This window comes from Devosia sp. 1566, assembly GCF_004005995.1.
In the GTDB taxonomy this organism is placed as follows: domain Bacteria; phylum Pseudomonadota; class Alphaproteobacteria; order Rhizobiales; family Devosiaceae; genus Devosia.
In genome coordinates this window covers 1,497,179-1,511,450 of record NZ_CP034767.1, presented here as the reverse complement: position 1 = coordinate 1,511,450, position 14,272 = coordinate 1,497,179, and the positions used below count along the sequence as shown (strand labels likewise).

Here is a 14,272-nt window from a genome sequence, read left to right as displayed (position 1 = left end):
CTTAGTCGGCAATGCGGGTAACAACCCGCGTCATGATCGGAAGCTTCATTGCGCCAAGGCGCAGCGCTTCCTTGGCAACGTCCTCGGGGACGCCGTCGATCTCGAATACAATGCGGCCCGGTTTAACACGAGCAGCCCAGAATTCAACCGAACCCTTGCCCTTACCCATACGCACTTCAGTCGGCTTCTTGGAAACCGGCACATCTGGGAAGATACGGATCCAGACACGACCCTGGCGCTTCATCTCGCGGGTAATGGCGCGACGAGCAGCTTCAATCTGGCGAGCGGTGACCCGCTCTGGCTCAGTTGCCTTGAGGGCATACTGGCCGAAGGCAAGCTCGGTGCCGCCCTTGGCGACGCCGTGGATACGGCCCTTGTGCGCCTTGCGGAACTTAGTCTTTTTTGGTTGCAGCATAATGAACTAACCTTCTTATGCGCGTTCACGATCGCGGTCACCGCGATCAGGCCGCGGACCACGCTCGCTGCGTTCGCTACGCTGACCACCGGCATCGTTGCCTTCAGTCGCGCGACGCTCATGGGCAGTGGGATCGTGCTCAAGAACTTCACCCTTGAAGATCCAGACCTTGATACCGATGATGCCATACGTGGTTTCGGCTTCGGCAGTGCCGTAGTCGATATCAGCACGCAGGGTGTGCAGCGGAACGCGACCTTCCCGGTACCATTCGGTACGAGCGATGTCAGCGCCACCAAGGCGACCACCGACATTCACGCGGATGCCACCAGCGCCCATGCGGATTGCGGTCTGCACAGCACGCTTCATGGCGCGGCGGAAGGCAACACGACGTTCCAGCTGCTGGGCAATGCCTTGGGCAACGAGGGTCGCATCGGTTTCCGGCTTGCGCACTTCAACGATGTTGATGTGCACTTCGCTGTCGGTGTACTTCTTGACCTTGGCGCGGATCTTGTCGATGTCCGCGCCCTTCTTGCCGATCACGATGCCCGGACGGGCGGTGTGGATCGACACGCGGCACTTACGGTGCGGACGCTCGATGACGATCTTGGACACGGCAGCGGCCTTGAGATCCTCGAGCAGAGTCTCGCGGATCTTGAGGTCTTCCTGCAGCAGCGAACCGTATTCGCCCTTGTTGGCGAACCAGCGGCTGTCCCAAGTGCGGTTGATGCCCAGGCGGAAGCCGATTGGATTGATCTTCTGGCCCATTATGCGGCCTCCTCAACTTGCCGGACGATGATCGTCAGATGCGCGAAAGGCTTCTCGATCCGCGACGACCGGCCACGGCCGCGAGCCGTGAAACGCTTCATGACAAGCGAGTTGCCGACATAGGCTTCGGCGACGACGAGCGCGTCGGTATCGAGGCCGTGATTGTTCTCGGCGTTCGCGATGGCGCTCTCGAGCACCTTCTTGACCTGGCCGGAAATGCGCTTGTGCGAGAACTCGAGTTCGGCCAGAGCCTTCTCGACCTTCTTGCCACGGATCAGCTGGGCCAGAAGGTTGAGCTTCTGCGGGCTGATGCGCAGCATGCGCAGCACAGCCTTGGCCTCGTTGTCCTTGAGCGAACGCTGGGTTTTTGGCTTGCCCATCTTACTTCCTCTTGGCCTTCTTGTCGGCCGCATGCCCGTAATAGGTACGGGTAGGAGCGAATTCGCCGAACTTGTGGCCGATCATGTCTTCAGTGACGTTCACCGGAACATGCTTCTGGCCGTTGTGGACGCCGAAGGTGATGCCGACAAACTGCGGCAGAATGGTCGAGCGGCGGCTCCAGATCTTGACCACATCGCTGCGGCCTGACGACTGGGCCTTCTCGGCCTTCTTGAGCAGATAGCCGTCAACAAACGGCCCCTTCCAAATCGAACGGGTCATGTTTTACCTGCCCTTCTTCACGTGGCGGCTACGAACGATGAACTTGTCCGTTGCCTTGTTGCTGCGAGTCTTCTTGCCCTTGGTCGGCTTGCCCCAAGGCGTAACCGGGTGACGGCCACCAGAGGTACGGCCTTCACCACCACCATGCGGGTGATCGATCGGGTTCATGGCCACGCCGCGGGTGACGGGCTTGCGACCCAGCCAACGCGACCGGCCGGCCTTGCCGAGCGAGGTGTTGGAGTGGTCCTGGTTGGAAACCGCGCCAACGGTTGCAAGGCAAGTGCCATGCACGCGGCGCTGTTCACCCGAGTTCAGGCGCAGGATCGCCCAACCCTGGTCGCGACCAACATACTGGGCATAAGCACCAGCCGAGCGAGCGACCTGACCGCCCTTGCGGGGCTTAAGCTCAATGTTGTGCACGATCGTGCCAACGGGCATACGCTCGAGCGGCATTGCATTGCCGGGCTTCACGTCGGCGCCGTTCATCGAAGAGATGACCTTGTCACCAGCCGACAAACGCTGCGGCGCAATGATGTAAGCCTTCTCGCCGTCTTCGTAGATCACCAGGGCGATCCAGGCGGTACGGTTGGGATCATATTCCAGCCGCTCGACAGTGCCGACCGAGTCGAACTTGACGCGCTTGAAGTCAACCAGACGATAGGTCCGCTTGTGACCGCCGCCACGGTGGAACGCAGTGATGCGTCCACGGTTGTTGCGGCCGCCCTTTTTGGACAAACCCTCGGTCAAGGTCTTGACCGGAGCGCCCTTCCAGAGTTCCGAACGATCGGTCGTGATCAGCTGACGACGGCCTTCGGAGGTGGGATTGTAAGTTTTTAGAGCCATTTTTGTCTCTGTCCCTTAGAGGCCGGTCGAAATATCGATCGACTGGCCGTCGACGAGGGTCACGATGGCCTTCTTGACGTCGTTACGAACGCCGATCTTGCCGCGGAAACGCTTCACCTTGCCCTTGCGGACGAGGGTGTTAACTGCCTTCACCTTGACCTGGAAGAGCTGCTCGACGGCGGCCTTGATCTCGGTCTTGCTGGCATCGATTGCCACATCGAAAACAACCTGGTTGTTTTCCGAAGCCATGGTCGACTTTTCAGTCACCACTGGATTGCGGACGATGTCGTAAGCGCTAAGCTTGTTCATGCGAACCTCGCTTCCAGCGCTTCGAGCGCTGCCTTGGTCAGGACGAGCTTTTCACGCTTGAGGATCGAAACAACGTTGATCCCCTGCACCGGCAGCACGTCGATGTGCGGAATGTTGCGGGCGGCCAGAGCGAAGTTCTGGTCCACAGCCGCACCATCGATGATCAGCGCATTGGACCAGGCCAAGTTGCCGAACACGGTGCGAAGCGCCGCAGTCTTGGGAGCAGCAGTCGCAACGCTATCCAGGACGATCAGATCGCCTGCCTTAGCCTTGGCCGACAAAGCATGCTTGAGTGCCAGGGCGCGGACCTTCTTGGGAAGATCGATCGCATGGCTGCGCGGGGTCGGACCGAATGCACGGCCACCACCACGGAACTGGGGAGCCTTGCGATCGCCGTGACGGGCGCCGCCCGAACCCTTCTGCTTCACAAACTTCTTGCCCGTGCGCACGCCTTCCGAACGATGCTTGACATCGTGCGTGCCGGACATGGCCTTGAGCTGCTGGTAGCGAACCATGCGGTGCAGGATGTCCTGCCGCACTTCGAGGCCGAACACGTCGTCAGCAAGCGTAACGCTGCCGTTCGACTGGCCATCAAGAGTGGTTACCTGGAGTTCCATTTATACTGCCTCCCCCGCAACATCAGCGGCGGGCTTGAACGAACCGGGGAAAGCCGCATCCTTGGGAGCGGGCTTCTTGACGGCGTCCTTGATCATGATCCAAGCGCCCTTGGCACCTGGGACCGAACCCTGGATCATGATCAAACCGCGCTCGACATCGGTCTTGACGACCTTGAGGTTCTGCGTGGTGATGCGACGATCGCCCATATGGCCCGGCATCTTCTTGTTCTTGAAGGTCTTGCCCGGGTCCTGACGGCCACCGGTCGAACCGATCGAACGGTGCGACACAGACACACCGTGGGTCGCGCGCAGACCACCAAAGTTCCAGCGCTTCATACCGCCGGCAAAACCCTTACCAATCGAGGTGCCGGTGACATCCACCAGCTGGCCTTCGACGAAGTGGTCAGCCTGCAGCTGCGCGCCGACCTCGATGAGGTTGGCCTCATCAACGCGGAACTCAGCGACGTGGCGCTTTGGCTCGACCTTGGCGACGGCGAACTGGCCGCGTTCTGCCTTGGTCGTATTCTTGGCTTTCGCCTGCCCAGCACCGAGCTGCAACGCCACATAGCCGTCTTTTTCCGCAGTCCGCTGACCTACCACCTGGCAGTTCTGCAGCTCAAGCACCGTGACCGGCACATGCGCGCCGTCATCGGTGAAAATGCGGGTCATGCCCAGCTTCTGTGCGATCAATCCAGAACGCATCGGTTTAAACCTTTTCAAACTGGCGCTGTGCCGGGTCATTGTTTCCCAAGAGGACCCTGTTGGCGGCAAGCGCGAAAATTATGTCACTTAGAGCTTGATTTCGACGTCCACACCGGCGGCGAGGTCGAGCTTCATCAGTGCATCAACCGTCTGGGGAGTCGGATCCACGATGTCGAGAAGACGCTTGTGGGTCCGGATCTCGAACTGCTCGCGCGACTTCTTGTCGATGTGCGGCGAGCGGTTGACGGTGAACTTCTCGATCCGCGTCGGCAGCGGAATTGGGCCGCGTACCTGCGCGCCCGTACGCTTGGCCGTATTGACGATCTCGCGGGTCGAGCTATCGAGCACACGATGGTCAAAGGCCTTGAGCCTGATGCGAATATTTTGACCGTTCATCTTGTGAATCCTGACAGAAATGGACGCGGCGCGCGTCAATCCGCGCGCCGCGAATAAACAGTCGCTCTTACTTAAGGATCTTGGCGACCACGCCGGCGCCGACGGTGCGGCCACCTTCACGGATAGCGAAGCGGAGCTTCTCTTCCATTGCGATCGGAACGATCAGCTGAACGTTCATGTTGATGTTGTCACCAGGCATAACCATTTCCGTGCCTTCCGGCAGGGTCACGATACCGGTCACGTCGGTGGTCCGGAAGTAGAACTGCGGACGGTAGTTACCGAAGAACGGGGTGTGACGGCCGCCTTCTTCCTTGGTGAGGATATAGGCCTCAGCAACGAAGTCGGTGTGTGGGGTCACGGAACCGGGCTTGCACAGAACCTGACCACGCTCCACCTGGGTGCGGTCGATACCACGGATCAGCGCGCCGATGTTGTCGCCAGCCTGGCCCGAGTCGAGCAGCTTGCGGAACATTTCGACACCCGTAACGGTGGTCTTCTGGGTTGCCTTGATGCCGACGATTTCGACTTCTTCGCCAACCTTGACGATGCCGCGTTCAACGCGACCGGTCACCACAGTACCACGACCCGAGATCGAGAACACGTCTTCGATCGGCATCAGGAACGGCTGGTCAACAGGACGCTCTGGCTGCGGGATGTACTCGTCAACGGTCTTCATCAGCGCCAGAACGGCGTCGTGACCAAGAGCCTTGTCCGAGTCCTCGAGAGCGGCCAAGGCCGAACCCTTGGTGATCGGGATATCATCGCCGGGGAATTCGTACGAGCTCAGGAGCTCGCGGACTTCCAGCTCAACCAGCTCAAGCAGTTCCGGATCGTCGACCATGTCGCACTTGTTCAGGAACACCACGAGAGCAGGCACGCCAACCTGACGGGCCAGCAAGATGTGCTCGCGAGTCTGGGGCATTGGGCCGTCAGCAGCCGACACGACCAGGATCGCGCCGTCCATCTGGGCTGCGCCGGTGATCATGTTCTTCACATAGTCGGCGTGGCCGGGGCAGTCCACGTGAGCGTAGTGCCGATTGGCAGTCTCATACTCAACGTGAGCGGTGTTGATGGTGATGCCACGGGCCTTTTCTTCGGGCGCCGCGTCGATCTGGTCGTACGCCTTGAAGGTCGCGCCACCGGTTTCGGCCAGAACCTTGGTGATGGCTGCGGTCAGCGAGGTCTTGCCATGGTCAACGTGACCGATGGTGCCGATGTTGCAGTGAGGCTTATTGCGGGAAAACTTTTCCTTGCCCATTGCTTCTCTCCGTATCGGTTAGCCCTGCGGCCAACCTAGTTTCAGTTTCTTGTTTAGGCGTACTTGGCCTGGACTTCGTCAGCGACTGCCTGTGGCACTTGCTCGTAGTGGTCGAACGTCATCGTATATTGTGCACGACCCTGGCTCATGGAGCGCAGCGAGTTCACATAGCCGAACATGTTCGCGAGCGGCACATAGGCATTCACCACCTGAAGGACACCACGACTCTCGGTTCCATGAATTTGGCCCCGACGGGAGTTCAGGTCGCCGATGACGTCGCCCATGTAATCTTCCGGCGTGACAACTTCAACCTTCATGATGGGCTCCAGGATTTTTGGAGCCGCTTTACGAAGACCTTCGTTGAAACCAGCACGACCGGCGATTTCGAATGCCAGCACCGAGGAGTCAACATCGTGGTAGGCGCCTTCGGTCAGCGTCACCTTGACGTCCACGATCGGGAACCCGATCAACGGACCGGCAGCCATCACCGACTTCACGCCCTTTTCGACGCCCGGGATATATTCCTTGGGCACCGAGCCACCAACAACGGCGTTGACGAACTCAAGACCCTTGCCGACTTCACCTGGCTCAACCGTCAGCTTGACACGAGCGAACTGGCCCGAACCACCCGACTGCTTCTTGTGGGTATAGTCCACATCGGCCTTGCGGGTGATGGTCTCACGATAAGCCACCTGCGGCTGACCGATATTGGCTTCCACCTTGAACTCGCGACGCATGCGATCAACGAGAATGTCGAGGTGCAACTCGCCCATGCCCGAGATAATGGTCTGACCCGATTCTTCGTCGGTCTTGACGCGGAACGACGGATCTTCTGCAGCAAGACGATTGAGCGCAAGACCCATCTTTTCCTGGTCGGCCTTCGACTTCGGTTCAACCGAGATATCGATAACCGGCTCGGGGAAGATCATGCGTTCAAGGATAACCGGAGCATTCTGCGCGCAAAGCGTATCGCCCGTGGTCGTGTCCTTGAGGCCAACGATAGCGACGATGTCGCCAGCGAAGGCTTCGGTGATCTGCTCGCGGCTGTTGGCGTGCATCTGGAACATACGGCCGACGCGTTCGCGCTTTTCCTTGACCGTGTTTTCCAGCATTGCGCCCTGCTCGATGTGACCCGAGTAGATGCGGCAGAAGGTCAACGAACCCATGTGCGGATCGTTGGCAATCTTGAAGGCCAGCATCGACAGCGGCTCATTGTCGTCGGCGTGACGCTCGATCGGCGCTTCCGTACGGGCATCGATACCCTGGATGGCCGGAACGTCAGCAGGCGACGGCAAGTAGTCGATCACGCCGTCCAGCAAAGGCTGCACGCCCTTGTTCTTGAAGGCGGAGCCCGCAAAGATCAGGAAGAACTTGGCGTCGATAACACCGCGACGAAGCAGCCGGCGGATCGTATCGTTGTTCGGCACTTCGCCGTTCAGGTACGCTTCCATGGCGTCGTCGTCGAGTTCAACCGCGGCTTCGATCAGCGCTTCGCGATACTTCTCGGCTTTGTCCTTGAGATCTTCGGGGATCTCAACAACGTCCCACTGGGCCCCGAGCTCTTCGTTGCGCCAGACCAGAGCGTTCATCTCGATCAGGTCGACAACGCCCTTGAACTCATTCTCAGCGCCGATCGGCAGCTGAACCGGAACGCCCTTGGCACCAAGACGCGAACCGACCATCTCGACGCAGCGATAAAAATCGGCGCCGATCTTGTCCATCTTGTTCACGAAGATCAGACGGGGAACCCGGTACTTGTCGGCCTGACGCCAAACGGTCTCGGTCTGTGGCTCAACACCAGCATTGGCGTCCAGCAGGGCAACGGCACCGTCGAGCACACGCAACGAACGCTCAACTTCAATGGTGAAGTCAACGTGGCCGGGGGTGTCGATGATGTTGAAGCGGTGCTGGGTACCGTTGCGGTCTTTCCAGAACGTGGTCGTGGCAGCAGACGTGATCGTGATGCCGCGTTCCTGCTCCTGCTCCATCCAGTCCATGGTCGCGGCGCCGTCGTGGACTTCGCCGATCTTATGGGACTTACCGGTGTAGTACAGAATGCGCTCAGTCGTAGTCGTCTTGCCAGCATCGATGTGCGCCATGATGCCGAAGTTACGATAGAGCGGAATTGGATATTCGCGTGCCATAGGGCGCTCCTACTACCAGCGGTAGTGCGAGAAGGCACGGTTGGCGTCAGCCATACGGTGCGTATCTTCGCGTTTCTTGACGGCCTGACCACGCCCGTTCACAGCATCCATGAGCTCGCCAGAAAGGCGCTCACGCATGGTGTTCTCACCGCGCTTGCGGGCCGAGTCGATCAGCCAGCGAATGGCAAGAGCCTGCTGACGGTCGGCACGGACCTCGACGGGAACCTGGTAGGTTGCACCGCCAACACGGCGCGAACGAACTTCCACAGCCGGACGGATGTTGTCGAGCGCGGTATGGAACACCGTGATCGGGTCCTGCTTGATCTTGGCTTCGACGATATCGAACGCACCATAAACGATGGACTCGGCAGCGGACTTCTTGCCGTCCTTCATCAGGGAGTTCATGAACTTGGTTACGACGAGATCACCGAACTTGGGATCAGGGATAACGTCACGCTTTTCTGCGCGGTGGCGACGGGACATGACTCTCTCCTTACTTCGGACGCTTCGCGCCGTACTTCGAACGACGCTGCTTGCGGTCCTTCACGCTCTGGGTGTCAAGGACACCGCGGAGCACGTGATAACGAACACCCGGAAGATCGCGAACACGACCGCCACGGATCAGCACAACCGAGTGCTCCTGGAGGTTGTGGCCTTCGCCCGGAATGTACGAGATCACCTCGCGGGAGTTGGTCAGGCGCACCTTGGCAACCTTGCGAAGGGCCGAGTTCGGCTTCTTCGGAGTGGTCGTATAGACACGGGAGCACACGCCGCGCTTCTGCGGATTGGCTTCCATTGCGGGAACCTTGTTCCGCTTGGGCTTGCTGGCGCGTGGTTTGCGGATCAGCTGATTAATGGTCGGCATTGAGCTCTTTCCATCGTCCAAATTCATTTCGATCGTGACAAGCAAACCAAAATAGCGCTCACCTGACCCCCTAAGGGGTATGGCGGCGCCTCAATTGCAGCGGACCACGCGCCAACAAAGGCGGCAGTCATGCGCACAAGGATTTACTTCGTCTATCTACCCACAGTGTGTTTGAGTGTCCTGGATGCCCGCGCTAGGTGGCAGGTACCCGAAGCGACAATCACGACCGACCGCTAAGGTATGGGCTGTTTAGAGGCGGAGAGTCGTTCCGTCAAGGATTCTTTCGTGATTTTGCGCATTGGAGGCATGCGTCAAATATTCAGCATGTTGAGATTTGCGACCTTCATGGCGGTTCAACCATGCTTCTCCTTTCGGGCGCCACGCCCTTCCTCCAAAGCAGTGAAAGTGTAGTGTTCGATCGAGCAACAGCCCCTTGGCTGTCAGCCCACCATGGAGGTTTTGATGAGAGTTATAGCAAAGACTGCCGGCGCATTCATGGTGCTCGCTTTTACCGGCATTGCCACAGGGCAAGAGGCGATTACCGGGGCCGATGTGGATGCGGTTCTAGCGGCAGCAACCGAGTACGGTACAGCAGTCCTTTCGGCTCAGCCCAACGGGGATCCACTGATCAATGGCAAGATCGGAGAAGTCGGCTATCAGATCTTGTTCCGCAACTGCACGGACAATGCCGACTGTGAGGACATCAACTTCTTTCTTGGCTTTGTTGATGTGAAGCCAACGCTGGAGGTGATCAACGAGTGGAATGCATCCAAGCGTTTTAGCCGCGCCTACCTCGACCAGGACAAGGACGCGTGTGTCGAGATGGACATCGATCTGGTCGAAGGGGTGAGCCCGGCCTACCTTAGTTCGCAAGTAGCAATCTGGACCATGGTGGTCGAGCAATTCGCAGATCACGTCGGTTACACGGCGCCGTCCTAGGCGCTTAGACCGCTGCCTTCGCCTCGTTCGCCATCGTTGAACCGCCACTGCGGGAGCGAGATGTGCAGCTAGCATAAAGAAAGGGGGCCTTGCGGCCCCCTCCCCTAAATCGCAGTAGCCGGTCTTACTCGGCTGCTGTTGGCGCCGGGATCTGGACGGTCGACGCCTGGCGACGGCGCTCCTCGAGGATAAGGTCGTCGCGCTTGGCGGCGATCATCCGTGCAGAGGAGATACCCGCGCCGGTGCCGGCTGGGATCAGACGGCCCACGATCACGTTCTCCTTGAGACCCTCGAGCAAATCGGCCTTGCCCGAAACCGCTGCTTCCGTGAGAACGCGGGTGGTTTCCTGGAACGAGGCTGCCGACACGAACGAGCGGGTCTGGAGCGACGCCTTGGTGATGCCGAGCAGGACCGGGTTGGCGGTTGCCGGCTTCTTGCCTTCGCTGACCAGCTGGTCGTTGAGTTCGTCGAAATCCAGCTTGTCGAGCTGCTCGTCCTTGAGCAGGCCGGACTCACCGGGATCCACGATCTCGACCTTCTGCAGCATCTGGCGAACAATCACCTCGATGTGCTTGTCGTTGATCAGCACGCCCTGCAGTCGATAGACCTCCTGGATTTCATTGACGAGGTAACGAGCAAGCTCCTCCACGCCCTTGATGGCCAGGATATCATGCGGCGCCGGGTTGCCGTCGAGGATGTACTCACCCTTTTCAATGGCGTCGCCTTCCTGAAGGTGGAAGGGCTTGCCCTTGGGGATCAGGTACTCGACGGGCTCTGCACCTTCCTCATGCGGCTCGATGATGACGCGACGCTTGTTCTTGTAGTCGCGACCGAACCGGACGGTACCATCGATCTCAGCGATGATGGCGTGGTCCTTCGGACGACGAGCTTCGAACAATTCGGCAACCCGTGGGAGACCGCCCGTGATGTCCTTGGTCTTGGCCGATTCCAGCGGAATACGGGCCAGCACGTCACCGGGCGCAACCTTCTCGCCGGGTTCAACCGCAATGACGGCATCAACCGAGAGCAGGTAACGAGCGTCGCCGCCACGTTCCACCTTCTGGACCACACCACCTCGGGCAATGGCAATCGCGGGCTTGAGGCCCTCGCCACGCTGGTTGGTGCGCCAGTCGATGACAACGCGCTTGGTGAAGCCGGTGGCTTCGTCGGTGTTTTCCGCAACCGAGGCACCATCGACGAGATCTTCGAACACGACCTCGCCTTCAACTTCGGCAAGCACTGGACGGGTGTAGGGATCCCATTCAGCCAAACGCTGACCACGCCGCACCGTGTCGCCTTCAGCGACGAGGAGCTTGGAGCCGTAAGTCACCTTATGGGTAGCCCGCTCCTTACCGTCGGCATCGAGAATTGCCAGCGACACGTTACGCGACATCACCACATGGCGACCGCCCTCGATCTTGGCGAGGTTCGGATTACGAACGGCAATCGTGCCTTCCGCACCGGCCTCAAGGAACGAGGAGTCGACCACCTGCGCCGTGCCACCAATGTGGAACGTACGCATGGTGAGCTGGGTGCCGGGTTCACCGATGGACTGAGCAGCGATAACGCCAACAGCCTCACCCATGTTGACCGGCGTACCGCGGGCCAAGTCACGACCATAGCAGGCCGCGCAGGTACCCTGACGCATGTCGCAGGTCAGCGGGGAGCGAATCCGGATCGACTGGATGCGCGCTTCCTCGATGATGTCGATATGCTTTTCTTCCAGCAGCGTACCCTTGGTGGCGATCAGATCACCAGACAGCGGATGGAAGATGTCGTCGGCAGCGGTGCGACCAAGTACCCGCTGACCGATGGAGGCCACGATCTGGCCGGCATCGACAATCGGCTCCATGGTCAGGCCACGCTCGGTGCCGCAATCATTTGACACGATGATCGCGTCCTGCGCCACGTCCACCAGGCGACGAGTGAGATAGCCCGAGTTCGCGGTCTTCAATGCCGTATCAGCGAGACCCTTACGGGCACCGTGGGTGGAGTTGAAGTATTCGAGAACGTTGAGGCCTTCCTTGAAGTTAGCCGTGATCGGGGTCTCGATGATCGAGCCATCGGGACGGGCCATTAGACCACGCATACCAGCCAGCTGCTTCATCTGTGCCGGTGAACCACGCGCGCCTGAGTGGCTCATCATGTAGACGGAGTTGATGGGCTTTTGGCGACCGGTTTCTTCGTCGATTTGGACGGTGCGGATGGCTTCCATCATCTTTTCGGCCACGGCGTCGCCGCATTTGGCCCAGGCGTCAACGACCTTGTTGTACTTCTCGCCCTGAGTAATCAGGCCGTCATTGTACTGCTGCTCGAACTCTTCGACTTGCTTACGGGCAGCTTCCACGATCGTGTACTTGGACGCCGGGATCACCATGTCGTCCTTGCCGAACGAGATGCCAGCGTCGCAGGCGTTCTTGAAGCCGAGCTGCATGACTCGGTCACAGAAGATCACGGTCTCCTTCTGACCGCAGCCACGGTAAACCGTGTCGATCATCTTGGAGATCATCTTCTTGGTCATCAGCTGGTTGGCCGTCGAGAACGGCACCGCCGGGTTCTTGGGCAGGATCTGCCCAATCAGCATGCGGCCAGGAGTGGTTTCCACGATCTCGGTGGTCTTGTTGCCCGCTTCATCGAAGCTGGTGACACGGCCTTTGATCTTGGTGTGGAGGGTCACAACCTTGTTGTCGAGGGCATGCTCGAGCTCGGCATAAGAGCCGAACACCATGCCTTCGCCCGGCTCCTTCTCGTTCATCAACGAGAGGTAGTAGAGGCCCAGCACGATATCCTGCGAGGGCACAATGATCGGCTGACCATTGGCGGGGTGCAGGATGTTGTTGGTCGACATCATCAGCACGCGCGCTTCCAGCTGCGCTTCGAGCGACAGCGGAACGTGCACGGCCATCTGGTCACCGTCGAAGTCGGCGTTGAAAGCCGAGCAAACGAGCGGATGCAGACGGATGGCCTTGCCTTCGATCAGGATGGGCTCGAAGGCCTGGATGCCCAGACGGTGGAGCGTGGGCGCACGGTTCAGCAGAACCGGGTGCTCGCGGATCACTTCGTCAAGGATATCCCAGACTTCGGGCTTTTCCTTCTCAACCAGCTTCTTGGCCTGCTTGACGGTCGAGGAGAAACCCTTTGCCTCAAGGCGCGAGTAGATAAAGGGCTTGAAGAGCTCAAGCGCCATCTTCTTGGGCAGGCCGCACTGGTGCAGTTTGAGGTTGGGACCAACGGTGATGACCGAACGGCCGGAATAGTCGACGCGCTTGCCGAGCAGGTTCTGGCGGAACCGGCCCTGCTTGCCCTTGAGCATATCGGACAGCGACTTGAGCGGACGCTTGTTGGCACCGGTGATGGTGCGGCCACGGCGGCCGTTGTCGAACAGCGCGTCCACAGCTTCCTGCAGCATGCGCTTTTCGTTGCGGATGATGATGTCGGGCGCACGTAGCTCGATCAGGCGCTTCAACCGGTTGTTGCGGTTGATGACGCGACGATAAAGGTCGTTCAGATCGGACGTGGCAAAGCGGCCACCATCCAGCGGTACCAGCGGGCGCAGCTCGGGCGGAATGACCGGGATGACGGTCATGATCATCCATTCGGGCTTGTTGCCCGACACGATGAACTGCTCGACGATCTTGAGGCGCTTGGCGAGCTTTTTGGGCTTAAGCTCGGTGGTGGACTCGGCAATCTCGACACGCAGGTCAGCGGCGATCTTTTCGAGATCGAGCGCCAGCAGGATGTCGCGAATGGCTTCAGCGCCGATCTTGGCGGTGAAGCTGTCGGCACCGTATTCGTCCTGAGCGTCCAGGAACTGCTCTTCGGTCAGCAGCTCGTGCTGGGTGAAGGGGCTGAGGCCCGGATCGAGAATAACGTAGTTCTCGAAGTAAAGAATGCGCTCGATGTCCTTGAGCGTCATATCGAGCAAGAGCGCGATACGGGACGGCAAAGACTTCAGGAACCAGATGTGAGCAACGGGCGCGGCCAATTCAATATGGCCCATGCGCTCGCGACGCACGCGGCTGAGGGTCACCTCAACGCCGCACTTTTCGCAGATGACGCCCTTGAACTTCATGCGCTTGTACTTGCCGCACAAGCATTCGTAGTCCTTCACAGGGCCAAAGATGCGCGCGCAGAAAAGACCGTCGCGTTCAGGCTTGAACGTACGATAGTTGATGGTCTCGGGCTTCTTGATCTCGCCGTAGGACCAGCTCAGGATCTTCTCGGGCGAAGCGATGGAGATCTTCATCTGATCGAAGGTCTGCACCGGGACAGCCGGATTAAACGGGTCCATGACGTGGGAATGATGGTTCATTCAAACTCTCCTCTACCCGCCCAGGCCGTGGTTTCGCCACAGACCTG

General features: G+C 59.4%; 15 protein-coding genes. 1 reads left to right on the top strand and 14 read right to left on the bottom strand.

Features of this window, described 5'->3' with window-relative positions; genetic code table 11:
- Position 1: 1 nt before the first annotated feature.
- The 13 genes from rplP to rpsL form a co-directional block, all read right to left on the bottom strand.
- Complete coding sequence (rplP, locus tag ELX51_RS07370; RefSeq protein ID WP_108459097.1) at positions 2 to 415, bottom strand: 50S ribosomal protein L16; 414 nt, start codon at positions 413 to 415, stop codon at positions 2 to 4.
- A gap of 15 nt (positions 416 to 430) precedes the next feature.
- Complete coding sequence (gene rpsC, locus ELX51_RS07365) at positions 431 to 1,180, bottom strand: 30S ribosomal protein S3 (protein ID WP_127752909.1); 750 nt, start codon at positions 1,178 to 1,180, stop codon at positions 431 to 433.
- Entirely contained in the window at positions 1,180 to 1,560 is a 381-nt protein-coding gene (gene rplV / locus ELX51_RS07360; RefSeq protein WP_127752908.1) for a 50S ribosomal protein L22, read from the bottom strand. The genes rpsC and rplV overlap by 1 nt, the downstream gene beginning before the upstream one ends.
- Position 1,561: 1 nt before the next feature.
- On the bottom strand, positions 1,562 to 1,840 hold the full coding sequence (rpsS, locus tag ELX51_RS07355) for a 30S ribosomal protein S19 (protein WP_126151783.1): 279 nt from the start codon (positions 1,838 to 1,840) through the stop codon (positions 1,562 to 1,564).
- Positions 1,841 to 1,843: 3 nt separating this feature from the next.
- On the bottom strand, positions 1,844 to 2,683 hold the full coding sequence (gene rplB / locus ELX51_RS07350; RefSeq protein WP_127752907.1) for a 50S ribosomal protein L2: 840 nt from the start codon (positions 2,681 to 2,683) through the stop codon (positions 1,844 to 1,846).
- A gap of 15 nt (positions 2,684 to 2,698) precedes the next feature.
- Positions 2,699 to 2,992 (bottom strand): 50S ribosomal protein L23, encoded by a 294-nt coding sequence (locus tag ELX51_RS07345; RefSeq protein WP_127752906.1) that lies wholly within the window; start codon positions 2,990 to 2,992, stop codon positions 2,699 to 2,701.
- The gene (rplD, locus tag ELX51_RS07340) at positions 2,989 to 3,609 is read right to left on the bottom strand and encodes a 50S ribosomal protein L4 (protein WP_127752905.1); all 621 of its coding nucleotides are present in this window, start codon (positions 3,607 to 3,609) and stop codon (positions 2,989 to 2,991) included. The genes ELX51_RS07345 and rplD overlap by 4 nt, the downstream gene beginning before the upstream one ends.
- The gene (gene rplC / locus ELX51_RS07335) at positions 3,610 to 4,311 is read right to left on the bottom strand and encodes a 50S ribosomal protein L3 (protein ID WP_127755207.1); all 702 of its coding nucleotides are present in this window, start codon (positions 4,309 to 4,311) and stop codon (positions 3,610 to 3,612) included.
- A gap of 87 nt (positions 4,312 to 4,398) precedes the next feature.
- The gene (gene rpsJ, locus ELX51_RS07330; RefSeq protein ID WP_072338649.1) at positions 4,399 to 4,707 is read right to left on the bottom strand and encodes a 30S ribosomal protein S10; all 309 of its coding nucleotides are present in this window, start codon (positions 4,705 to 4,707) and stop codon (positions 4,399 to 4,401) included.
- 67 nt (positions 4,708 to 4,774) lie between these two features.
- A complete protein-coding gene (gene tuf / locus ELX51_RS07325; RefSeq protein WP_127752904.1) occupies positions 4,775 to 5,965 on the bottom strand; it encodes an elongation factor Tu in 1,191 nt (396 codons plus the stop codon).
- A gap of 53 nt (positions 5,966 to 6,018) precedes the next feature.
- Entirely contained in the window at positions 6,019 to 8,109 is a 2,091-nt protein-coding gene (gene fusA / locus ELX51_RS07320; RefSeq protein WP_127752903.1) for an elongation factor G, read from the bottom strand.
- 12 nt (positions 8,110 to 8,121) lie between these two features.
- Positions 8,122 to 8,592 carry a 30S ribosomal protein S7 gene (gene rpsG, locus ELX51_RS07315; RefSeq protein WP_127752902.1) on the bottom strand — a complete coding sequence of 157 codons (471 nt, stop codon included), beginning with the start codon at positions 8,590 to 8,592 and terminating at the stop codon, positions 8,122 to 8,124.
- Positions 8,593 to 8,602: 10 nt separating this feature from the next.
- Positions 8,603 to 8,974 (bottom strand): 30S ribosomal protein S12, encoded by a 372-nt coding sequence (gene rpsL / locus ELX51_RS07310; RefSeq protein ID WP_046136734.1) that lies wholly within the window; start codon positions 8,972 to 8,974, stop codon positions 8,603 to 8,605.
- Between the two features lie 462 nt (positions 8,975 to 9,436).
- Between rpsL and ELX51_RS07305 the strand changes: the two genes are divergently transcribed.
- On the top strand, positions 9,437 to 9,913 hold the full coding sequence (locus tag ELX51_RS07305) for a YbjN domain-containing protein (protein WP_164854792.1): 477 nt from the start codon (positions 9,437 to 9,439) through the stop codon (positions 9,911 to 9,913).
- A 124-nt stretch (positions 9,914 to 10,037) separates the two neighbouring features.
- Here ELX51_RS07305 and rpoC read toward each other — a convergent pair whose 3' ends face one another.
- Entirely contained in the window at positions 10,038 to 14,225 is a 4,188-nt protein-coding gene (gene rpoC, locus ELX51_RS07300; RefSeq protein WP_127752900.1) for a DNA-directed RNA polymerase subunit beta', read from the bottom strand.
- Between the last annotated feature and the right edge of the window lie 47 nt (positions 14,226 to 14,272).